The sequence below is a fragment of the Metasolibacillus meyeri genome, from assembly GCF_003049505.1.
GTDB classification, from domain to species: domain Bacteria; phylum Bacillota; class Bacilli; order Bacillales_A; family Planococcaceae; genus Metasolibacillus; species Metasolibacillus meyeri.
Genome location: NZ_PYWN01000036.1, coordinates 1 through 21,122 on the forward strand (window position 1 = coordinate 1; position 21,122 = coordinate 21,122).

Annotated in this window: 22 protein-coding genes; 12 read left to right on the plus strand and 10 right to left on the minus strand. The window is 38.1% G+C overall.

Annotated elements, in window-relative coordinates:
* Nucleotides 1-107: 107 nt before the first annotated feature.
* The 3 genes from C9J34_RS05700 (at nt 108) to cyoE (ending at nt 3,333) form a co-directional block, all read left to right on the plus strand.
* On the plus strand, nt 108-1,046 hold the full coding sequence (locus tag C9J34_RS05700; protein ID WP_107838904.1) for a Gfo/Idh/MocA family protein: 939 nt from the start codon (nt 108-110) through the stop codon (nt 1,044-1,046).
* A gap of 282 nt (nt 1,047-1,328) precedes the next feature.
* Entirely contained in the window at nt 1,329-2,225 is an 897-nt protein-coding gene (locus C9J34_RS05705; protein ID WP_193768901.1) for a nuclease-related domain-containing protein, read from the plus strand.
* A gap of 211 nt (nt 2,226-2,436) precedes the next feature.
* Complete coding sequence (cyoE, locus tag C9J34_RS05710; protein WP_107838906.1) at nt 2,437-3,333, plus strand: heme o synthase; 897 nt, start codon at nt 2,437-2,439, stop codon at nt 3,331-3,333.
* Nucleotides 3,334-3,368: 35 nt separating this feature from the next.
* Here cyoE and C9J34_RS05715 read toward each other — a convergent pair whose 3' ends face one another.
* On the minus strand, nt 3,369-4,751 hold the full coding sequence (locus tag C9J34_RS05715; RefSeq protein WP_107838907.1) for a dipeptidase: 1,383 nt from the start codon (nt 4,749-4,751) through the stop codon (nt 3,369-3,371).
* Nucleotides 4,752-5,005: 254 nt separating this feature from the next.
* Here C9J34_RS05715 and C9J34_RS05720 point away from each other — a divergent pair, with 254 nt between their 5' ends.
* Nucleotides 5,006-5,446: a hypothetical protein gene (locus C9J34_RS05720; RefSeq protein WP_107838908.1), complete on the plus strand. Its 441-nt coding sequence runs from the start codon at nt 5,006-5,008 to the stop codon at nt 5,444-5,446.
* A gap of 144 nt (nt 5,447-5,590) precedes the next feature.
* On the opposite strand, the gene C9J34_RS05725 is transcribed toward C9J34_RS05720, so the two are convergent.
* Nucleotides 5,591-6,472 carry a LysR family transcriptional regulator gene (locus C9J34_RS05725; protein ID WP_107838909.1) on the minus strand — a complete coding sequence of 294 codons (882 nt, stop codon included), beginning with the start codon at nt 6,470-6,472 and terminating at the stop codon, nt 5,591-5,593.
* 137 nt (nt 6,473-6,609) lie between these two features.
* Between C9J34_RS05725 and C9J34_RS05730 the strand changes: the two genes are divergently transcribed.
* The 4 genes from C9J34_RS05730 to C9J34_RS05745 are packed head-to-tail and all read left to right on the plus strand — an operon-like array spanning nt 6,610 to nt 11,314.
* On the plus strand, nt 6,610-7,575 hold the full coding sequence (locus C9J34_RS05730; RefSeq protein WP_107838910.1) for an ABC transporter ATP-binding protein: 966 nt from the start codon (nt 6,610-6,612) through the stop codon (nt 7,573-7,575).
* Complete coding sequence (locus C9J34_RS05735) at nt 7,572-8,585, plus strand: ABC transporter substrate-binding protein (RefSeq protein ID WP_107838911.1); 1,014 nt, start codon at nt 7,572-7,574, stop codon at nt 8,583-8,585. Before C9J34_RS05730 ends, C9J34_RS05735 begins: the two co-directional genes overlap by 4 nt.
* A 55-nt stretch (nt 8,586-8,640) precedes the next feature.
* Complete coding sequence (locus tag C9J34_RS05740) at nt 8,641-10,305, plus strand: ABC transporter permease (RefSeq protein WP_420799118.1); 1,665 nt, start codon at nt 8,641-8,643, stop codon at nt 10,303-10,305.
* Nucleotides 10,298-11,314, plus strand: a complete 1,017-nt coding sequence (locus tag C9J34_RS05745) for an MBL fold metallo-hydrolase (RefSeq protein ID WP_107838912.1) — start codon at nt 10,298-10,300, stop codon at nt 11,312-11,314. The genes C9J34_RS05740 and C9J34_RS05745 overlap by 8 nt, the downstream gene beginning before the upstream one ends.
* A 170-nt stretch (nt 11,315-11,484) precedes the next feature.
* Here the strand turns inward: C9J34_RS05745 and C9J34_RS05750 are convergent, their stop codons facing one another.
* Nucleotides 11,485-12,303, minus strand: a complete 819-nt coding sequence (locus C9J34_RS05750) for a CPBP family intramembrane glutamic endopeptidase (protein WP_202973678.1) — start codon at nt 12,301-12,303, stop codon at nt 11,485-11,487.
* Nucleotides 12,304-12,317: 14 nt separating this feature from the next.
* Entirely contained in the window at nt 12,318-12,893 is a 576-nt protein-coding gene (locus C9J34_RS05755) for a TetR/AcrR family transcriptional regulator (protein ID WP_193768902.1), read from the minus strand.
* Nucleotides 12,894-13,163: 270 nt separating this feature from the next.
* On the opposite strand from C9J34_RS05755, the gene C9J34_RS05760 reads away from it, so the two are divergent.
* The gene (locus tag C9J34_RS05760) at nt 13,164-13,712 is read left to right on the plus strand and encodes an RNA polymerase sigma factor (RefSeq protein WP_107838992.1); all 549 of its coding nucleotides are present in this window, start codon (nt 13,164-13,166) and stop codon (nt 13,710-13,712) included.
* 222 nt (nt 13,713-13,934) lie between these two features.
* Here the strand turns inward: C9J34_RS05760 and C9J34_RS05770 are convergent, their stop codons facing one another.
* The 5 genes from C9J34_RS05770 to C9J34_RS05790 form a co-directional block, all read right to left on the minus strand.
* Entirely contained in the window at nt 13,935-14,363 is a 429-nt protein-coding gene (locus C9J34_RS05770; protein WP_107838915.1) for a MarR family winged helix-turn-helix transcriptional regulator, read from the minus strand.
* 42 nt (nt 14,364-14,405) lie between these two features.
* On the minus strand, nt 14,406-14,807 hold the full coding sequence (gene spx / locus C9J34_RS05775; RefSeq protein WP_042470570.1) for a transcriptional regulator Spx: 402 nt from the start codon (nt 14,805-14,807) through the stop codon (nt 14,406-14,408).
* Nucleotides 14,808-15,047: 240 nt separating this feature from the next.
* Complete coding sequence (locus C9J34_RS05780) at nt 15,048-16,622, minus strand: ABC-F family ATP-binding cassette domain-containing protein (RefSeq protein ID WP_107838916.1); 1,575 nt, start codon at nt 16,620-16,622, stop codon at nt 15,048-15,050.
* Between the two features lie 45 nt (nt 16,623-16,667).
* Nucleotides 16,668-16,853: an SE1832 family protein gene (locus tag C9J34_RS05785; RefSeq protein ID WP_107838917.1), complete on the minus strand. Its 186-nt coding sequence runs from the start codon at nt 16,851-16,853 to the stop codon at nt 16,668-16,670.
* A gap of 61 nt (nt 16,854-16,914) precedes the next feature.
* Nucleotides 16,915-17,919: a CMP-N-acetylneuraminic acid synthetase gene (locus tag C9J34_RS05790; RefSeq protein WP_107838918.1), complete on the minus strand. Its 1,005-nt coding sequence runs from the start codon at nt 17,917-17,919 to the stop codon at nt 16,915-16,917.
* Between the two features lie 100 nt (nt 17,920-18,019).
* Here C9J34_RS05790 and C9J34_RS05795 point away from each other — a divergent pair, with 100 nt between their 5' ends.
* Nucleotides 18,020-18,829: an NAD(P)H-binding protein gene (locus tag C9J34_RS05795; RefSeq protein ID WP_107838919.1), complete on the plus strand. Its 810-nt coding sequence runs from the start codon at nt 18,020-18,022 to the stop codon at nt 18,827-18,829.
* A gap of 108 nt (nt 18,830-18,937) precedes the next feature.
* Nucleotides 18,938-19,492 (plus strand): NADPH-dependent FMN reductase, encoded by a 555-nt coding sequence (locus tag C9J34_RS05800; RefSeq protein WP_107838920.1) that lies wholly within the window; start codon nt 18,938-18,940, stop codon nt 19,490-19,492.
* A 55-nt stretch (nt 19,493-19,547) separates the two neighbouring features.
* Here the strand turns inward: C9J34_RS05800 and C9J34_RS05805 are convergent, their stop codons facing one another.
* Nucleotides 19,548-20,306: a class I SAM-dependent DNA methyltransferase gene (locus C9J34_RS05805; RefSeq protein WP_107838921.1), complete on the minus strand. Its 759-nt coding sequence runs from the start codon at nt 20,304-20,306 to the stop codon at nt 19,548-19,550.
* Nucleotides 20,307-20,407: 101 nt separating this feature from the next.
* Here C9J34_RS05805 and C9J34_RS05810 point away from each other — a divergent pair, with 101 nt between their 5' ends.
* Entirely contained in the window at nt 20,408-21,100 is a 693-nt protein-coding gene (locus C9J34_RS05810; protein WP_107838922.1) for a copper homeostasis protein CutC, read from the plus strand.
* Nucleotides 21,101-21,122 lie beyond the last annotated feature (22 nt).

Genomic DNA, 21,122 nt, shown 5'->3' on the forward strand with positions numbered 1-21,122 from the left:
CGCCAATTTACCAAAAAAGTAGCTGTTAAACTATGAAGATGTTAGACTATTTAATAAAAGAAGAAATCTGAGCATTCTATTCATAATTAAGTTTGGAGATTAATTTTATGACAAAAACAACATTTGCATTAATCGGTACTGGTATTGTAGGGGAGCGCATTATTAATCAAATTTTAGCGCACCCAAATGCTGAAATTTTTGCTATTTTTGATGGCAATCAAGCACGTTTGCAAGAGGTTGCTGATAAATATGCAATTTCGGCTGTTGCAACATTGGATGAATTATTGGCAACAAAGCCTGATTGGGTATATATTGGTACACCACCAGTTAGTCATGCGCCACTCGCTAAGGAAATTGCAGCACGTGGTTTAAATATTCTTTCTGAAAAGCCATTAGCACATGATGCACAGGATGGCGCTGGAATGGTACGGGTAGCAAGTGAAGCAGGTGTTCATACAGCGATGCATTTCCCATTAATGTATAGCCCTGCGGTACATGAAATAAAGCAAGCTCTAGCGAACAAAGAATTGGGAGATATTGTGCGTATTGAATTGCATACATATTTCCCAGAATGGCCAAGAAAATGGCAACAAAATCCTTGGATTGCTTCGCGAGAACAAGGTGGCTTTATTCGTGAAGTATTCCCGCATTATTTACAGTTAATGCATCATTTCTTTGGGGATATTGACATTCTATCACATGAAACAACATATCCAGAGGATGTTTCGCTATGTGAAACAGGTGTATCCGCATTAGCAAAAACATCGAGTGGTATACCTGTTGTGTTAAACGGCTTGTCTGGCATAGGGCAAGAGGAGCGCTTAGAATTTAAAGTGTTCGGCACAGAAAAAGTGATGACACTGCGCAACTGGTCTGAGCTATGGGTAAGTGTGGCATATGAAGAAGCACAACAAATTAGCCCAAGCGCACAGCCAGCATCATTACTCGATGCATGCCGCGCACAACTTCAAGGTGAAGACGCACTAATTGTTTCATTTGAAGAAGGCTTAAAAGTGCAAAAGTGGATTGATGAGTTATTGAAATAGAGAGCAGCTGTCGAATTCGACAGCTGCTTTTATCATGATTCAGCGAGTATCACAGATTTTTTAGAAGCTTACTCGAAAAATATGGATGTAATTATATCGAGGCGTAATTGATATTTCAAATCTAATATTTGGATATATAAGAAATCGTTTGGTATCAGGCTTTTATTAAAATCAAGGTGTCTAAAATATGAATTTGAATGGCTGAAAAGCGGTAAAATGTGATATTTGGGAGTTTGTTAAAATGCTAGAAAATGCATATGATACATGAAAAGGAGGGAGGATATGATTGTTTTACAGAGAGAGCAAACTGTGCAGGAACACTTGCTACAAGCAGCGATTCGTCGGGGATTTTCTGAATATAAGGACAGGCTGATTCGATTGCAGCAAGGTATAATAGGAGAACGCTATGTTGACCGCAGTTGGCATGATATGCAATTAGAAGAAGCCTATTATTTGTTTCACGACTTTCAAACAACTATGCATCAGATAGATACAATCTTTTTATGCGCCAAATTTATCCTGATTGTAGAAATTAAAAATATTGCAGGTCGCATTGATTTTGATGAGGACCGACATCAGTTTACGCGAACATTAGAGAATGGCATTGTTCATGGTTTTCGCAATCCACTAGACCAAGTGCGTCGCCATCAAAGAATGCTACAGGAGGTTGTTCGTGGTTTGCCTATTTTATATGCCATTGTCCTTGCTTTACCAAAAACAATTATTGGTCATATTCCACAAGGAGAGCCAATTTTTCATCGCAGCGGACTAGAATTCCACATTAGAAAGCTCCTCACACAATATGCTGTGCGACTAACTTCGCCAGCACTTCAAGATTTAGTTACGCAATTACTTCAAATGCATACTATTCATAAAGCACAATTAAATATTGATAAAGCTAGGGTTCGTACAGGTGTGCTATGTGTACAATGCCAAAGCAAAATGCAGTATCATTATGGGCATTTTAAGTGTTCGAAATGCGATTATAAGGATGATGGCACGGCATTAAAGCAAGCGATGAGGGATTATTGCTTATTGGTGGATGAATGGATTACAAATGAAGAATTTCGGATGTTTGTAGAGATTAAGTCAGGTGATACTGCAAAATATTTGCTAAAGAAATTAGGTTTTCCATATGAAGGAGAAAAAAGATGGAGGAGGTATCAGATAACTTGCTGATAGAACCTAAAAAGTTGCCGATAGAATAGCCAAAGTTACTGATAGAACTTTGAAACTTGCTGATAGAATGTCAAAGCTTACTAATAGTATTCAAAAACCACCGATATATGCTGCCTCGTACAAATTTATGACAAAACAGCTAGTACCATAGCGCACAGTCCCATATATAATGTATACTAAATAATAGTGACTATAATGAGGGGAAACTATTATGCAGAAGCAATCTATTATAAATTTATGGGCACAGGCTGTGAAGACAGGCATTATTAAATCGAATTTGATTCCAATGATTGCAGGGCTTATGCTTGCGCTTTATACGTATGAACTAAATTTCATTAAAAATATTCCTAATATTATTTTGGCGATAGTCGGTTCAGCCCTTGTCATTGCAGCGGCTGGTATTTTTAATAATTTGTATGATCGCGATATCGATAAAATTATGTCGCGTACGAAGACGCGCCCTACTGTAACTGGAGAGCTACAGACACGTACAGTGTTAATGGCTGGGATTATCTTTTTAATTCTCGGTTTAATTGCACTGGCATTTACAACACCGCTTGCAATGCTGTTAGGCTTTTTAGGTGTATTTTTTTATGTAGTGCCGTATACGATATGGACAAAGCGTCGTACGATTTGGAATACAGAGGTTGGTAGTATTTCAGGGGCAGTGCCACCATTAATTGGTTGGGCGGCAGTAGCACCAGATATTTGGCATCCAGCATGTTGGGCATTGTTTATTATTATGGTTATTTGGCAAATGCCGCATTTCTATGCGATTGCCATTCGTAAGCATGATGATTATGCAGCAGCAAATATCCCGATGCTCCCTGTAGCAAAGGGGCGACGGAGAACATATATTCAAACAAATATTTATTTAGTTTTACTAATGTTAACAAGCTTTTTATTTTTACCGTTAAGTTTAGGATTAACACTCGTATCGCTCGTTCTAGGTGGTATTTGGTTGTGGCTAAGCTTTATCGGTTATCGTAAAATGGAAGGGAAAACATGGGCAAATAAAATGTTTGCTTTCTCCTTAATCCATATGACGGTTCTATTCGCAACTGTTATTATTTACGCATCTGTCGGGTTGATTTTGCAAGCTTTATAAGAAAAGGTCTGTCCGAAATGGACAGACCCTTTTTCTTATAGCTTTAATTCTGCAACTTCATGTAAATAATCGCCTAATACGCGTAAGCCTTGATCAAAGTTTTCTAAATGGAAGTGCTCGTTTGGTGCATGGAAGTTTTCTTCAGATAAACCGAAGCCCATTAGCACAACAGGTAAGTTTAAAATTTCATCAAATGCTGCTACAATTGGAATCGAGCCACCACCACGTGTGTAAGCAGTTGGCACTTTGTATACTTTTTCATAAGAGCGACCAGCCGCTTGAATTAATGGGTGATCGAATGGCGTTAAGTATGGTTTTCCTTTATCAAATTCAGAAACGATTACTTCAACACCGTCTGGCTTGAGCTTTTCAATATGTGCTTTTAAGAGTGCCACAATTTCCTCTGGATCTTGATTCGGGACTAAACGACATGTAATTTTCGCACCAGCCTCAGCAGGTAATACCGTTTTAATGCCTTCTCCAGAGAATCCACCAAATACGCCGTTAATTTCCAATGTCGGACGTGCCCAAGTTTGTTCTAAATAAGAATACCCAGCTTCACCAAATAGCGCTGGTACTTGTAGCTCCTGCTTCAAGGCTTCCTCATCAAAGCCTAAGTCACGATATGCTTGACGCTCCTCATCAGATAATGGTAACACTTTATCATAGAAGCCATCAACTTGAATCGTGCCCTGCTCATCGCGGAATGATGCTAAAATTTCAGTTAATGCATGGATTGCATTTTGTACACCACCGCCATAAAGACCCGAATGTAAATCGCCTTTTGCGCCGCGCACATCAATTTGCACACCTGTTAAACCACGCAGACCATAGCACACAGCAGGCTTGCCCTTCGCATAAAGACCTGTATCAGAAATAACAATTAGGTCTGCTGCTAATTTTTCTTTATTATCTTCTGTATATTGTGGAAGAGAGGGGCTACCAATTTCCTCTTCACCTTCATAAATAAGCTTCACATTTACAGGCAAAGTGCCCTCTGCTGCAAATAATGCTTCAATCATTTTTAAATGCATAAATACTTGCCCTTTATCATCAGAAGAACCACGTGCAAACAATTTATTATCGCGAATCGTGGGCTCGAAAGGTGGTGTTTCCCACAAATTTAGTGGGTCTACAGGCTGCACATCATAGTGACCGTAGAATAAAATTGTTGGCTTGCCTTCAGCATGTAGCCACTCGCCATAGACAACAGGATGTCCCGCCGTTTCTTCAACCGCTACGTTTTCAATATTTAGTGATTTTAAATGCTCTGCTAGCCAATTCGCTGCATTGCGCATATCTTCTTTATGCTCAGACAATGCAGAAATACTAGGAATGCGTAAAAACTCATTTAATTCTGCTAAATGACGCTCACGATGCTCTGTAAAATAAGCATCTAATTTTTCTAAATGACTCATGAAAGAAAGCCTCCCTTTATTTCGAATATGGAAATAGTATAGCATAAGGAGGCTAGATAATCCTGCTATAGCAATAGTTTCTAACATGTTTCCTTCGAAAATGATTTTGAAATGTTTTTTTAGGAGTAAATGTGTATAATTTGAATTGATTTAAGGGTAAGTGAATCCATTATATTCAATATGCTTTTATGGAATGATTGAAGATTATTGAAAGGGTTATACGGAATACTTCTCTATTTTAAGGAGACGTTACGATGAAATATATTTTAAAAAGAAAACTGCTAACAAGTTTTATTGTCATATTTAATATTGGATTTTTAGTAATTGTAATGGATACTAATGTCACACAGGGCAGTCACGATAATGTACTATTTTCATTGGTTAGTAGCGTAATACTAATTTTAGTATTCTCTTTAGTATATGTTGCTCCGTTCATTACCACCATAGGTATTCCCGCATCGATAATAATTGATAGAGTTAGTAAAAATAAAAAGCTGCTATCGCTTATTTTACACATGACGGCAGGTTGTGTCGTAGCTGTTATTATTCTCAAGTTATTGGATTCTAATTTACTAACTTATGAGTATTTAACGAATGAGTTTCATCTAATTAAATTAATGTTTATATGCTTATATCCAGGTGTGAATTTCTGGTTTGTCGACCTAGTGATGACTAAAGTCAATCGAGTATTATAGTTAGCCCTCTTAACTTTGTAAGGAGGGCTTTCTTTTTGTATGTTTTTTGCTCACCATAATATTTTTATGACCTAAAACTATATTTTGTTTTGTACCTCATTTCATTGAAAGTAGCATCATATTTTTTCATACCCCACACGAAAACTAAATCTGCAAATCCCCAATCTCCTTTTTGATAAAAGCGTCAATTGGGCTGTCAAGTCGAGAGCTTGAATAAATAAATTGGATTTTGCGTGTTAAGGAGCGGTCGGCTAAATCTTTTTTGACTAAAGAGCCAGCGCGTAGCTCCTCTTCAATTAAAGCTGCTGACAGGAAGGCAACGGTTGTGCCGAATGTTAGCATTTTTTTAATCGTGCTGATGGAGTCCAATTCCATTTTATTCATTGCGGATTGCGGACCTAGCCATTGCTCAATAAAATGATTCGTTGAGCTGGAGGAAGTATGCAATAAAATTTTGTATTGTAAAATATCTGCCTTTGTCACGCTTTGTTTGGAGGCTAACTCATGCTTTGGGCTAAATGCTAAAACAAATGTATCTTCACCGATTGTTTCATATACAAGCAGTGGGTTTTTTAGCTTTGTTTCCATAATAAAGCCAAAGTCAAGCTCATGCTGTGCAACGAGCTCCTCAATTTCAGGAGCTGTTTTCACGATAAATGAAATTTGTATAACTGGGTAGGCTGTTGATATTTGGTGGATAAGCTCTGGCATAAAAATATGTGCAGGTAAGCCGCTTGCACCAAGCCGAATTGAGCCGACATGGCCTGCTAGTAAATCCTCGATAAAATGCGTCATCTCTTTATGTAATTGTACAATTTGTTTTGCGTAATGATACAGCCCTTCACCAGCAGCCGTTAAGCGGTAGCCGCCCCCATTTGTACGAAATAGCTGGATACCGTATTCATCTTCAATGGATCGAATATGGAAGGAGACAGTTGGCTTTGTAATATTGAGCTGCTGTGCTACCGGAGCTAATTTTTTGTATTCCACTAATAAGCAAAATGCCTGTAATTTTATATTGTTCATTTTATCCTCCTAAAGTAAATTAGATAAAATCTTATGTTTGTTTTATTTTATTAGAATTTTTTTAACGCTTTATTAATAGTAGGTTAATATTTTCTAAATATCTGCGCTCTATAGTTGTAATAGACAGGGAGGATATAATGAAAATTTCATTAACGAATATTGAAAAAAAGTACGGAGATACACAAGTATTATGGCCGCTTAATTTAGAGTTAAATAGCAAATTCATTACGATTTTAGGGCAATCGGGTTGTGGCAAAACGACATTGTTAAAAATGTTAGCTGGCTTGGAGCAGCCAACGCAAGGGGAGATTCGTTTTGATGATATGGTAATCTATTCAACTGAACGGAAAATCAATATACAGCCAAGTAAACGTAATATTGCAATGGTGTTTCAAGATTTTGCCTTATGGCCACATATGACCATCTTTCAAAATATCGCATTTGGCTTGAAGGGCATCGTATCGAAAGCAGAAATACCACAGCGTGTGAAGCATGTGATGCAGCTTGTCAGTATGGAAGGGTTTGAGCAAAGAAAGCCTGGAGAGTTATCTGGGGGACAGCAGCAGCGTGTAGCATTAGCAAGAGCGCTCGCGATAAATCCTAAGTTGATTTTGTTTGACGAGCCATTATCAGCATTGGATGCGGTGTTACGAGAGAAGATGCAGTATGAAATTATGAATATTATTCAACGCTTTGATTGCCAAGCGATTTTCGTTACGCACGATCAAACAGAGGCAATGACGATGTCTGACCAGATTATCGTGATGGAGGCAGGACATATCGCGCAAGCTGGCACGCCACAAGAAATTTATAAAACACCTGCGACACCTTATGTAGCTGATTTTATTGGCAAAGTAAACTGGCTAAAGCAAGATACATGTATTGTGCGTCCTGAAGATGTCTCGCGTCAGCAAAGTCAAGGTACAATCGCTATGCAAGCAAAGGTCATGAAAAGTATTTTTCTTGGAGACCGCTACTTTATACAGGCACAAGTAGGTGGCAGAGAGTGGGGCTTTTATGACACAGAGCCTATCGCACAGGGGCAACAACTCGAAATATTTATTGATGAACAGCAAATCTATCAACTGGAGGAACGAGCATGAAAAAGGGGAAATTTTTAACGACAGCAGCACTTGTATTAACACTAGCATTAGCAGGGTGTGGTAACAAAGAGAAGGAAGAAAAGTCTGTGGAGGCCGCAGAACCTTCAACAACGGTAACGGTTTATTCAGCAGGTCCAGATGGTTTAGCAGCAAATATTCAAGAGGCATTTGAACAAGAAACGGGCATTAAAGTGGAAATGTTCCAAGGGACAACAGGTAAAATTTTATCGCGCTTAGAGGCGGAAAAAAATAATCCAATAGCAGATGTTGTTGTATTAGCTTCTGTTGCTTCAATGGATGGTTTAAAGGAAGCAAATCAGCTACAAAGTTATAAGGAAGCAAAAAATGCAGATAAAATGAATGCTGAATGGTCAGATGGAGATGGCTATTATTACGGCTATAGTGCCTCAGCATTAGGTATTGTCTATAATACGAAAAATGCAGAAACTGCTCCGAAGGAATGGGCAGATTTAGCACAGTCACAATGGCAAAACAAAATTAATATTCCTGACCCGAGCTTATCTGGTTCGGCTGTCGATTTCTTATTTGGCTATACAGAGGCTGATGGTGCAGCATGGGATACGATGGCGCAATGGCAAAGCAATGGCTTACAAGTAAATGGTGCAAATAAGGAAGCTTTAGATGCAGTAATTACAGGGGAAAAGGATGTAACGATTGCTGGCGTGGACTATATGGCTTATAAAGCAAAAGCAAGTGGTGAACCAGTAGATATCGTCTATCCAGCAAGTGGTACCGTTGTTAGCCCACGTGCTGTTGGAATTATGAAAGAGGCAAAGCATGTAGATGCAGCACAAGCTTATGTAGATTTTCTATTGTCTGATGAGGGCCAAGCACTTGTAGCAGATGCTTATTTATTACCAGGTAATGGAGAAATTGCTGTAAAGGATCGTGCAACATTAGAGGAAATTCCGCAATTAGCAGTGAATTGGCGCGGAGCAGAACAAAAGCAAATCGATGTTTTAACGAAGTTTATTGAATTATTCCGCTAACAGGATGTTGCAAGGGGCTTGCTCGGTCATGCCGAAAAGCCCTTTTTTAGAAAGGATTGAAGAACATATGGTGATGGAAAGCAAACGTAGTTTTATTATATTAGTAGCAATCATTAGCGCGTTTGCCATTGCACCGATAGTAGCCATCGCATTTTATACATTTGTTCAAGATGGACAATTGAATATGGAGCAATTACAGCGGTTATTTTTACAGGATCGATTATGGAAAACATTATCGAATTCTTTATTACTCGGCTTATTTGTCATTATTGGCACAACAATAATTGCTTTTCCGATGGCACTCATTCGTACAAAAACGAGCTTAGTAAAATACAATTGGCTAGATATTGTGTTGACAATTCCATTTATGACACCGCCTTATATAGGATCAATGGGCTGGATTTTATTTATGCAGCATAATGGTTTTTTACAACAATTAGCACCGAGTATGGCATGGCTTTCAGAGCTGTTTTTCACACTTTTTGGCATGGTATTGATTATGAGCCTGCATTTATTCCCATTCCTATATTTAATGCTAAAAAATACGTTGCTCCGTATTAATGGTTCATTTTTAGATGCTGCTTTAATTTTTGGAAAAGGTGCTTGGCGCAATTGGTTTAAAGTTGTTTTACCTTTAGTTGTATCCAGCTATGTGCTTGGGAGCTTGCTTATTTTTATTAAAACGTTAGCAGAATTTGGGACACCTGCAACATTTGGTAGCCGCATTGGTTTCCCTGTGTTTACAACAGAAATACATTCCTATTTATCAAGATGGCCTGTCGATATTCGCATGGCAACATCCTTATCATTGCTTTTACTATCGGTTTGTTTAATCGTTTGGTATTTCCAAAATTGGATTGGACGTAAATATACATATGGCGTGCGTTCAGGGAAAACACCTGAAGTGCGAGATGTTTGGTTTGTAAAGATTGGAGCATGGCTATTTGTTACTATTGTTTTACTATTATCTATAGGTGTGCCTTATTTTTCTATTATCGTAACATCGTTGCAAAAGGTGCGTGGAAATGGCTTACAAGCGGGGAATTTTACATTTGCGGCATACGCAGAAATATTTACGATTGGTAGCGCAGGCTTTACTGCGTTTATGAATAGCTTTGTTTTTTCGATTTTAACGGCAATCATTACGGCAGTGCTTGGATTGTGTATTGCACTATATGTGAAAAAAGGACAAACGAAAAAGCAGCAGTTATTGGATTTCTTTAGCTTAACGCCAAATATTATTCCAGGTATTGTCTTTGTCGTAGGCTTGATTATGTTTTGGAATTCACCGCTACTGCCTTTTACAATATACAATACGAAAGCAATGGTTGTTGTCACATATTGCGTATTATTTTTACCGTATTCAGTGCAATATACGAAATCTGCATTTACACAATTAGATGCGTCTATTTTTCAATCAGCAGCTATTTTTGGCCGCAGTAAATGGACTGTGTATGTGCAAATTATTATTCCACTGCTGGGGCAGGGCATTGTGGCAGGGATGATGATGACTTTTATTATTTCGATGCGCGAGCTTGTAGCAGGTTTGTTAATTTTGCCTCCTTCTGTTGAAACAGGAGCTACCTTTATTTACAGCCAATTTGAGCAGGGTAATGTAAGTGTTGGGATGGCTGTAGCTGTTATCACAGTCATCATTACGGTGCTCTTTATGTTTTTACTGGAGTGGATGCAAAAGGGAGGGAAACGAACAAATGCTTAACGTCGAAGTTTTAGGAGGGGTTGGCGAGTATGGGCGTAATTGCTTTTACATTGAGGTAGATGGACAAGCAATTTTATTAGATTGTGGCATTATGAAAAATGCGCAAAAAACGCCACCAAAGTTAACAGCAGCACATGTTGAAAAATTAGTAGCCGTTTTTATTTCGCATTCCCACATCGATCATGTTGGAGCACTGCCAATTGCTGAGCGGCTAGGCTATGCAGGGCCGATTGTGATGAGTGAGATGACACAGTGCCAGCTTAAACAATGCTATCGCAATACACATATATTTTACGAAGATTCTATAGGCGAATGGGTGCCAATTAATGATTATTTAGCTTTCAAGTGGGGCTATAGTGGACATGTCATCGGTAGTGTTTGGTATCAAATTCGTTTCGTAGATAAAATGATTTTTTATTCGGGTGATTATGTTGTGGATACTTATGTATTGCAGGCGACATTGCCACAGGACAACGTTATATACGATATTGCTTTAATTGACAGTGGACATGTGGAAAAACATGTGGATAATCAAGCAGTTTTACAGCAAATCGCTCAATTTGTCCAAACATATCCACAGCAACCGATTATTTTTCCTTCTTCCTTTTCAGGGAAAACTCTTGATATTGCAACATATCTTTTCAAACACACCGCAAGACCTATTTATGTAGAACAGCAATTACAAGCATTGTTTCAGCAATATATTGCTGTAGGGCAAAATATGAAGTCAGAAAAAGCAGTGAGTGCCCCGTTTTGGTTACCTATGGAGGGTGTAGAAGAGGGGCTCTATTTTGTAGCAGAACATAGTGAGGTATATTATCCACAGGCAATGGCAGTTTATACAGGATATTTGCAGAAAGAGGATACTTATCCACATTTTTTCTATAAGACCCACCCGGATTATGAGGATATTGTAAAATTATCAAAGCAAATACGTGCAAAGCAAGTAATTTATTTTCATAGTACATTTCCAGTACAGCTAGAGGGCTATTCAGAAAGTCGAAAATAACCTCTAAACAATCACGTTAAAAGTGAATGTAGAGATATTGAATTCTATGTTTTTAATATGTCAAAGAAGGCAACCACTTTTCTGAATGATAAATAAGTTCATTGTTGTCTGAAAAGTGGTGCGTTAAGCATGTTGATTGTGCTGAAAGCAATGTGATAGGTAGATACTTTTCAGACAACCCTCTTTCTGATAGTCCGCAAAACTAATCCAATCACCAAATAAAGCAATGTTGTCACAATGCCAGCTGTTGGTGAAACAAAAAACTCCTTGCCCTGAACAATTTGAATGTAACCATCTAGCATTAAAGGGTTAATCAACGCATCCTCTGTTGCGTGCATCAAAACAAGTGGCCAAATGCTTCTTGTTATTAAATAAATTTCTGTATACATAATCGTCCATACAATCATTGTTAAAATACCGATAATAGCAAATGCTAAACGATTAACGGGTAGTACTGTTGCGATATCGCTTGCTGGTAAAAATACTAGGAAATAGGGTAGATGCCATGCCCCCCAAACACCTCCGACTGTGATATAAAGCCACCAATCATTCATTTTCAGCTGCAGTAGCTTACTAGTTAAGTAGCCTCGCCACACCGATTCTTCGAAAATATTTTTAATAAATTGGATAAGAAATACACTTGCAAAAGCAGATATGACAGCCTGCATATTGAAATTAGAAAAATCAATCCATCCTGTTACATAACCAAATAGCAATAACAGAAATGTTGTAACAGGATAGATTAAAATTGCGACAATATACCATTTCATATTGCCTTTAACATTTAGTGCAAGCCCCATGTCTCTCCAGCCATCCCCTGCAAATGCTCGTAAAAAAATCGTTGCAAGCAAAGGAATAACTAGCCAAAGCCCCATACCAAGCGTGTTCCCGTCTGGCTGTTCTGGTATAAAACGATCAATCACAACACCAAACCAGCCACATAATAATGCAACTACAACAAAAATAATGATATTTCTTTTCGTCTTCATCTCTTATAGCCTCCTTATTTTTTGAGTATAGCGATAATCCACTCTGCTTCAGGACAAGGTACCTCAGGGTGCAAGGCGATATGCTGTGCGATGCCTTGTAAGGAATTCCAAAAGGCAATCGCTAGCGCCTGTGGGTTGCCATCCCTTATTTCATTTAAGCGTTGACCTTCTTCGATAAGGGAGATACTTTTAGTAATTAATTTATCTGCCTCAACTAACATTTCTTTTATATCTGCTGGCAAAGTGTCTAAGTGTTGTGCGTTCTCCATTAAAACAAACATTTTGGCTGCAAATGGATTGGCACGAATGGTTTGGAAAATATCCTCGGCAATGTATTGGAAAGTCGCCAATGGTGATGTTGTTCCGAAATTTAGCTCCATCTTTAATTTTTCACTACCGATTCGAATCAAAGCTTCGTATAATTTCTCTTTTGAGTCAAAATAATGGAAGAGAAGCCCCATGCTCATATTTGCTGCTTTGGCAATATCAGCAATTTTTGTTTCTCCATAGCCTTTGCGAATAAATAAATCTAAGGCCGTTTGTAAAATGAGCTGTCGTCTCTGTTCTTTTTGCTGCTGTCTACTGTTCATATAAAAACCCTCTTCTATTGAATTTATTTTCATTGAAATTATATTCAACAAAAGGGGCGCAAATTCCTTCTTTGGAGGCGTAAAAATTTTTCGAAATGGGTATAAGGATTTTTGAATAGAGGTATAACTTGGCGAAGAGGGCATAAATAATTCATAGGTGACATGGAAGCTTACACAAATGTAAGGAAATTGAAAGTAAATCCGATAGAGCGTAAGGAAGTATTTTGCGAAAATAAGGTTAATAAAGCAGACTGGACGGAGGCAATAACAATGAATGAAATGTTAACGAAAGTTTATGATGAATATAATCGCTATATATACCACCTTTGCTTAAAGCTTACGCGCAATACATTAGAGGCGGAAGATTTAATGCAGGAAGTATGGGTAAAGGTAGTACGCTATGAAGCGACAATTGAACAAGTGGATCATGTAAAAGCTTGGCTTACAACAATTACAATGAATACATTCCGCGACCGCTATCGCAAAAATGTAAGACGTAGTAAGTACATGATGAATCAACCTGAACAATTAGACGTACCGATTTTAGATTTGGTTCCCAATAATGAAGTTTCTACAGAGGAACAGGTGGAGAAAGTGGAAATTACGAAGATCGTGCAAGAGAAAATGCATGAACTTGATGCAATTTACCAAAAAACATTATGGTACTTCTATGTAGACCAGTATTCATTAGCTGAAATCTCAACGTTAATGAAAGTATCCATCGGTACTGTGAAATCGCGTTTATTCCGTGCGAAGGCGCGTTTAAAAGAAATGCTATTAGCAGATCATAAACTAGCAGATGTCGTCCTACCAGCTTAAAGGGTAGGGCGATTTTTTAGGATGGACTAGGGTTTTGAGATGCAACGTAGAATAAATTTGAAAAAACGTAGAATAAATCTTTGAAAACGTGGAATAAACTCTGAAAAACGGAGAATAAACTTCAGAAAACATAGAATAAATCTGTAAATTTATAAAGTGTGGGGCATTATTGTGAGATAAGCTAGAAAGAGGCTGTCCAAAATGGACAGCCCCTTTCATTTTTTATTTGAAATTTGCGCACTTAATAAAGATTTGGCGCAAGTTTTCAATTTCTTCCTCTGTCAGCATGCCGAAAAGTTGGTGGATTAGTGTGTTTACTTGCTCGCGCGATTCGTTTAAAATGGCTCTGCCCGATTCGGTAATCGTGATTTGCGAAGCGCGGCGGTCATTTTCATTTTGTGCTTTTTCGATAAAACCTGATTTTAAAAGCTTTGTTGTTAATACGGTTACGCCACCTGTTGTTACTTTTAAATACTCCGCGATGGCAGAGGGGCGCTTTGGGCCTTCATTTGCTAAAAAGTCTAAAATTAAAATATGTGATTTCGAAAAACCAAGCTCATTTAAACTATTCCATTCATTGGCAATTCTACGTTCTAATGCCGCTACTGCTTCGAAAAGTGGTGTTAAATGCTCATGTTTATGATCACCCATGTTTGTTCATCTCCAATTTTCTTTCATACAAAAAAAGGCGACTTATTCAACCGCCAATTTTTGCAAAGCATTCAGCTCAAACGCACGTACTTTACGTGGGATGAAGCGACGAATGTCCATTTCATTATAACCGACTTGAATGCGTTTTTCATCGAGTAAAATAGGGCTACGCAACATGCGTGGGTATTTTTGAATTAATGTATATAGCTCTTGAATCGAAAGCTGTTCAATATCGATATCAAGGTTTTTGAAATCGTTTGAGTTCGTTGCGATAATTTCATCTGTTCCATCTTCAGTCATACTTAAAATATTTTTAAACTCAGCTAGTGTTAGTGGCTGAGAAGTAATGCGTTTCTCATTGTATGAAATATTGTTTTCGTTTAACCATTTTAATGCTTTTCGTGATGAGGAACAGCTTGATTGAGTATAAATTGTTACTGACATAATTAAATTCCTCTCTTTCTTTACATTAGTAACTTACTTGTAAGGTAATTACTTATATTTATATCTTACAACTAAGTTAATTGTAATGCAATTGTTTTTTTGAATTTTTTTATTTAGGAAAGCAGTAATTAACTCCTATTTAATGTATACCCGCTTCATTACTAATATATACGTAAAAAATAGAAAAAAGTTTCATAGAAATAGAAAAAAGCTGTGGCATTATGCCAACAGCTCTCAACATTACTCTTCTTCTAATTCAATCGTACGACCAGTTGTGAACCAGTCTTGTACGTTCCAAACTTTTGTGGCAAGACCTTCATAAAAATCAGGCTCATGCGATACAAGTACAATTGTTCCTTTGAATGCTTTCATTGCACGTTTCAATTCCTCTTTTGCATCGACATCCAAGTGGTTTGTTGGTTCGTCAAAGATTAGCCAGTTGGCTTCATTCATCATGAGTTTACATAGACGTACCTTTGCTTGCTCACCCCCTGATAATGAGTTAAGCGGGCGAGTAATATGCTCTGTTTTTAAGCCTGCCCGAGCAAGTGCTGCGCGTACTTGTGCTTGCTCCATTGATGGAAAGGCATTCCATACATCATCAATCGGTGTGATTTTATCTGCCTTTACCTCTTGCTCGAAGTAAGAAGGGTATAAATAGTCACCGCGAATGACTTTACCACCTAGCGGATTAATTTTGCCAAGCATCGTTTTTAATAAAGTAGATTTCCCGACACCGTTCATCCCAACAAGGGCAATTTTTTCACCGCGCTCAATTTGGAATGTTAAAGGCGGTAATAGAGGTTTGTCATAGCCAATTAATAAATTTTCTGCTTCTACTACGTAGCGGCTAGGGGACCGTGCCTCTTTAAAGCCAAATTCAGGTTTCACTGCTGTTTCAGGTCGATCGATACGTTCAAGGCGATCAAGCTGCTTCGCGCGAGATTTTGCACGACCTGTTGTTGAGTAGCGCGCTTTATTTTTAGCGATAAAATCCTCTTGCTTTTTAATAAATTCCTGCTGTTTTTCGTATGCTTCAATATGCTGGCGTTTATTAATTTCAGCAAGCTCTAAAAATTTCTCATATGTTGCTGTATAGCGGTTCATTTTTGAAAACTCTAAATGGAAAATAACATCGACAACATCGTTCATAAATTCTGTATCATGTGAAATTAATAAAAAGGCATATGGATAACCTTTTAAGTAATTTTTCAGCCAAGCAACGTGCTCTTCGTCCAAATAGTTCGTTGGCTCATCTAGTAATAATACTTTTGGCTTTTCTAACAGTAATTTAGCAAGTAATACTTTTGTACGTTGACCACCAGAAAGTGTGGCAACGTCTCGCTCTAATCCAATTGCATCTAACCCAAGACCACGTGCAACTTCCTCGATTTTCATATCTAGTGTATAAAAATCGCCTGCATCAAGCGCATCTTGCACTTCTGCCATATCCTCTAGTAATTTCTCTAGCTCTTCAGGTGTAGCCTCCGCCATTTTACCTGCGATTTCATTTAGTTCTTCTTCTTTTTTATAAAGAGGTAAAAAAGCATCGCGTAGCACGTCACGCATTGTACGACCTGCTGTTAATACCGCGTGTTGGTCTAAGTAGCCATAATGCGTGTTGGGTAGCCATTCGACTTTACCAGCATCATGGATTTGCTGTCCTGTAATAATGCCCATAAGTGTTGATTTACCAACACCGTTTGCACCAACAAGCCCGATGTGGTCGCCTTCTACAAGACGGAAAGACACATCTTTAAAAAGGGTGCGGTCACCAAATGAATGACCTAAATTTTCAACTGTTAATATTGCCATATCGATTCCTCCGATAATTAGTATACAAAGAAAAAACTCGCGGGCTTACAACGCCGCGAGCTGTTTATTCAGTTCTGCAAGTCGTGCTTCCATATTTTCAAGGCGTGCTAGTGCTTGCTTTACAGAATCCGCATGACCTAATGATTCAAGCTTCTCCATATCACCTTGTAAATTAACATAATCCATTTTTAGTTCTGCAATTTCTTGCTGTAGTTGAGACTTTGTTAGCATGAACAAACGACCTCTTTTCGTGTTTTCTGCTGTAGATTATATCATACGGAGAGCACTATACTCAAATATGGATTATTTCATGTCGTGCATAGGCCAAATCAAGTAGAAGCTGTTTTAATGCTTCATTGCTTGAACGTAAATCAAGTGTGCGTTGCTTATGAATTGCGCGTTCACAGCGTGCTTCATGCAAAACAAATTCCATTACAGCATTTTGGATGGTTGATTGCTTCATTTTACGTCCAAGACCTAAATGGACGAAGCCATTGTGCTCACGGTTTAAGCTATTTGTAAGCTCGCGTTCATTTTGTGCTGCTGTAATACATGGAATGCCAATTGTCGCAATTTTATAAGGTGTGTAATTGGCGTTACAGACGACAATGTCGGCAGTTGGGAGTAGCGATAAAAGTGCATTTGGATGTTGATGAATGGAAGTGTGGCGACGACTTAATACCATCATCTGTAAATCTTCTACAGAATGGCGATAGTTTTCATCGATGGCAACGGAAATTTTTAGTGGAATGTGTAACTGTGTTAAATGACGTAATGTACGATATGTTAAATTATGCTCATCACCATCCTCAAAGGCAATAACAATATGTGGTGGATCATTTTCTAGCTTGTCCTCAAAGGCAATTTGTAACAACTCACTCGGTGCGGCAAAGGAAAAATTACCAACGAGCATATTAGCAGGCATCATTTCTTGCGTTTCTTCACGCAATGCAACGATATGACAATCAGCGAGAGTAGCTCCTTCTCCGCGGTCATCAAAATGAACGAGTGTATGGCAATGCGCTTTGAATAATTGTGCTTGTTCTATGGTAGAATCATTGCCATCATAAATAATTAAGTCAAAGTGCTGCTTGGCGAGAATGCTCGCTAGTTCATTATAATTTTTGAAAATAGTAGGTGAATCATTTAGTAATTCCGAAATGTGTTGTTCTTTACCTTTTAAAAAAATTGAAATATGCTCTGTCGTCAATAAATTATGCATAATCGCAGCTCGTTCAAATGGATAATAGCCTTTCCATTCGCTATATTCTAAAATGAAGGCAATGTTTTTTGCCATAGCTTATCCCATCCTTTCTGGTTTCTACATAAAATATGGTGAAATTTCCTGAAGTATGTGTGAAAATTGAAAGAATAGGAGAAAAAGAGGAGGATTACTCATGGAGATGCGATCAGCTATTGTGGTAGGTGCAACGGGTTTAGTTGGTTCCGAGCTTATAAAACAATTATGTGAAAGTGATGAATACGTAGCGATAACCGTTATTGCGCGTAGAGCTTTAGATTATTCGCATCCGAAATTGGTTGTGCGAATACGAGAATTTGATGCGCTGGCAGAAAGCGATATGGAATTTGCCCATGAAATCTTTTGTTGTTTAGGGACAACGATTAAGAAAGCTGGGTCACATGAAATATTTGAAAAAATTGATGTAGAATACCCTGTGCAAATTGCAGCAATGGCGAAAAATCGCGGTATTCAACATATGATTGTCATATCCGCAATGAGTGCAAATGAAAAATCCTTCGCATACTATAATCGAGTGAAGGGCAAAATGGAAAAGGAGTTAATCGAAATTGATTTACCTCAGCTATCCATTGTACGTCCATCACTTTTAGTTGGAAATCGCTCCGAGTTTCGATTAGGAGAAAAAATGGGAGCGGCTGTACTAGCAGTATTGAATCCGCTATTAATTGGTCCATTGAAGCTGTATCGTTCAATAAAAGCCGAGCAGGTAGCCTTGGCGATGATGGTCATTGCGTTATATGGTAAAAAATCAAAAGTTGCAATTTATTCATCAAATGAACTTGCACAAATGACGATGCCTGAATTAGAGGAGGAGCCAGAAGTTAATCGTGAGGATTTGTTTAATTGGAATAAACTGAACGCAGAAAATATATTAGATGAAGAAGTCACATTCGATAAATCTAAAATGAAGCAGTATAAAGCAGAGCAGGATACGCCAAAAGACTGAAATTAAGCTTTTCTCAAGCCGTCCTCTGTTCGACAACGTTTGCATCTGCTACAATAGGTGTCGAAGCAAACACCAATTAAGCAATTAGAAATAGTGGAGGTTTAGAAAATGAAAATCTTACTCGTTGACGGTACAGTCTTTGGTCGCAAAACAGGCGCCGTTCTGCAACAAGTTGAAAAATATATTCAAGAATACAACAAAGAGCTACAACTAGAGTTATTATATTTCTCGGATTTAAAGCATCAAATTTTAGATGGTAGTCCTCTAAATGAAGATATGCAAATGATGATTAAAAAATTCGAAGATGCAGACGGCTACGTCATTGCATCGCCAATTTTCCAAGCATCGATTCCAGGCGTATTAAAAAATGCCTTCGATATGATTAGCCCGAAAGCAATGCGCTATAAACCTGTAGCAATGGTGGCAAATGGGGGCACATATCAACATCATTTAGTAATCGAAAATCAGCTCAAGCCGATTTTGGATTACTTCCGTTGCTTAGTAACGCCAAACTATGTGTATACACATTCAGATCATTTCGATGAAAAGAACAATATTATCGACACAGATGTACATGACCGCCTCCGCGAATTAGCACGTGTTTTCGTACAATATTGCGAAATGAGCAAAGGGTTATGTAAGGAACCAGTAGATACACCATAAGAAAAAAAGTAGAGAAGTGCCACATGTGCGCTTCTCTACTTTTTGTTAGAAGCATTTATTTAATCTTCTCACATACATAAATCATGGCGTACGCATCATTCGTAACTGGCGTTTCGTTCCAATCCTGATAAATATGTTTGATTGTAAAGCCATTTGCCTCTAAAAGTCGTTCCATTTCTTTCGGGTAAACATAACGCAATGTAATGTTTGTGCTGTGCTCCTCCGTGCTATTTTCAAATTTACGAATCGTTGTATAGTGTTGGAGTTGATTCAATATGTCGTAGTTACTAATTGTATAAACATCCACTTTCTTTTGTGAATCACAATCAATATAGCTTCTCCAATATTCCTCTGTAGGTGGCTGGAATAATTCTTCTGCGCTTGGGAATCGTGTGTCGAAAATAAAGATGCCGCCAACTTCTAAGTGGTGATTAACCGATGACAATAAATTATCTTGTGCCTCATTTGTTAAAAAATGTTGAAAAGAGTTACCGACTGTGTAAATTAGATGACTTTTCATATTTAATTGTAGCTTGCTGCAATCTTGTTCAATCCATTCAACAGAGAGATTTGCATTTTCAGCCTTCTTTTTTGCCTCATCTAGCATCGCGTTATGAATATCAACGCCGATTAGCTCGTAGCCATGTTGAGCAAGAGGAATGGTTGCTCGACCTGTTCCACACGCTAAATCAATAATTATTCCTTGCTGCTGTGTCGCCCATTTTAATAAAAAGGGAACATCTGCCTGATGTGCTTCGTTCTCTTTATCATATAAAGTGGGGTTATTATACTCGTCTGCATTATGTAGTGTCATAGTTGCTCCTTTGTTTCAATATAGCACAAGGGGCATACCATGTTTTTACATGGTAACTAAGCTAAAATGAAGAAGATGGTGATATAGAGAGGATTGGAACAATGAGTAAAATAGAAGCAATTGTCTTAAATGAAGAAGATGCGAAAATTGCAGAGGCTTGTGGAGCAGACCGTTTAGAATTGGTTTCTGCTATTAATGAGGGAGGCTTAACACCAAGCTATGGCACAATTAAGCGAGTAGTGAGTAGCGTTCAAATTCCTGTTATGGTGATGATACGTCCACATAGTTATTCCTATAATTATCGTCAAGTAGAATGGAAGACGATGCAGGAGGATATTCGCATAGTGAAGGAGCTTGGGGCAGCTGGTATCGTATTTGGTGCGTTAACTACAGAGCAAATGATTGATTTTGCGCTATTAGCAAAGGTGAGTGAGGAGATGGGCGACTTATTCATTACATTCCATCGTGCGATTGATGAGGCAAATACACTTGATTTATATAAATCATTATGTCAATCACCGTATCAAATTCATCAAATTTTAACATCTGGTGGGCATACTAAAGTAATGGATGGGCTCGCAACGCTTCAAGAATTAATTCAACATTCAACAGAGCAATTAAATCGTCCAATGATTATGCCAGGCTCAGGGCTTGGTGCGGATAATATTGCAGCTATACATGAGGTGCTACAGGCACAATTTTACCATTTTGGTTCAGGTATTCGAAAAGAAGGAAGCTTTGCACAAGCAATTGATTCTAAAGCATTGACGCAAATAAAAAGGATACTGAGCTAGGGAAAGTTCCTGTTTTTTGAAA

Bases quoted from the DNA above. Each gene is read 5' to 3' on its own strand.
- C9J34_RS05700 (WP_107838904.1), top strand. From the start codon at position 108: ATGACAAAAACAACATTTGCATTAATCGGTACTGGTATTGTAGGGGAG.
- C9J34_RS05705 (WP_193768901.1), top strand. From the start codon at position 1,329: ATGATTGTTTTACAGAGAGAGCAAACTGTGCAGGAACACTTGCTACAA.
- cyoE (WP_107838906.1), top strand. From the start codon at position 2,437: ATGCAGAAGCAATCTATTATAAATTTATGGGCACAGGCTGTGAAGACA.
- C9J34_RS05715 (WP_107838907.1), bottom strand. From the start codon at position 4,751: ATGAGTCATTTAGAAAAATTAGATGCTTATTTTACAGAGCATCGTGAG.
- C9J34_RS05720 (WP_107838908.1), top strand. From the start codon at position 5,006: ATGAAATATATTTTAAAAAGAAAACTGCTAACAAGTTTTATTGTCATA.
- C9J34_RS05725 (WP_107838909.1), bottom strand. From the start codon at position 6,472: ATGAACAATATAAAATTACAGGCATTTTGCTTATTAGTGGAATACAAA.
- C9J34_RS05730 (WP_107838910.1), top strand. From the start codon at position 6,610: ATGAAAATTTCATTAACGAATATTGAAAAAAAGTACGGAGATACACAA.
- C9J34_RS05735 (WP_107838911.1), top strand. From the start codon at position 7,572: ATGAAAAAGGGGAAATTTTTAACGACAGCAGCACTTGTATTAACACTA.
- C9J34_RS05745 (WP_107838912.1), top strand. From the start codon at position 10,298: ATGCTTAACGTCGAAGTTTTAGGAGGGGTTGGCGAGTATGGGCGTAAT.
- C9J34_RS05750 (WP_202973678.1), bottom strand. From the start codon at position 12,303: ATGAAGACGAAAAGAAATATCATTATTTTTGTTGTAGTTGCATTATTA.
- C9J34_RS05755 (WP_193768902.1), bottom strand. From the start codon at position 12,893: ATGAACAGTAGACAGCAGCAAAAAGAACAGAGACGACAGCTCATTTTA.
- C9J34_RS05760 (WP_107838992.1), top strand. From the start codon at position 13,164: ATGAATGAAATGTTAACGAAAGTTTATGATGAATATAATCGCTATATA.
- C9J34_RS05770 (WP_107838915.1), bottom strand. From the start codon at position 14,363: ATGGGTGATCATAAACATGAGCATTTAACACCACTTTTCGAAGCAGTA.
- spx (WP_042470570.1), bottom strand. From the start codon at position 14,807: ATGTCAGTAACAATTTATACTCAATCAAGCTGTTCCTCATCACGAAAA.
- C9J34_RS05780 (WP_107838916.1), bottom strand. From the start codon at position 16,622: ATGGCAATATTAACAGTTGAAAATTTAGGTCATTCATTTGGTGACCGC.
- C9J34_RS05785 (WP_107838917.1), bottom strand. From the start codon at position 16,853: ATGCTAACAAAGTCTCAACTACAGCAAGAAATTGCAGAACTAAAAATG.
- C9J34_RS05790 (WP_107838918.1), bottom strand. From the start codon at position 17,919: ATGGCAAAAAACATTGCCTTCATTTTAGAATATAGCGAATGGAAAGGC.
- C9J34_RS05795 (WP_107838919.1), top strand. From the start codon at position 18,020: ATGGAGATGCGATCAGCTATTGTGGTAGGTGCAACGGGTTTAGTTGGT.
- C9J34_RS05800 (WP_107838920.1), top strand. From the start codon at position 18,938: ATGAAAATCTTACTCGTTGACGGTACAGTCTTTGGTCGCAAAACAGGC.
- C9J34_RS05805 (WP_107838921.1), bottom strand. From the start codon at position 20,306: ATGACACTACATAATGCAGACGAGTATAATAACCCCACTTTATATGAT.
- C9J34_RS05810 (WP_107838922.1), top strand. From the start codon at position 20,408: ATGAGTAAAATAGAAGCAATTGTCTTAAATGAAGAAGATGCGAAAATT.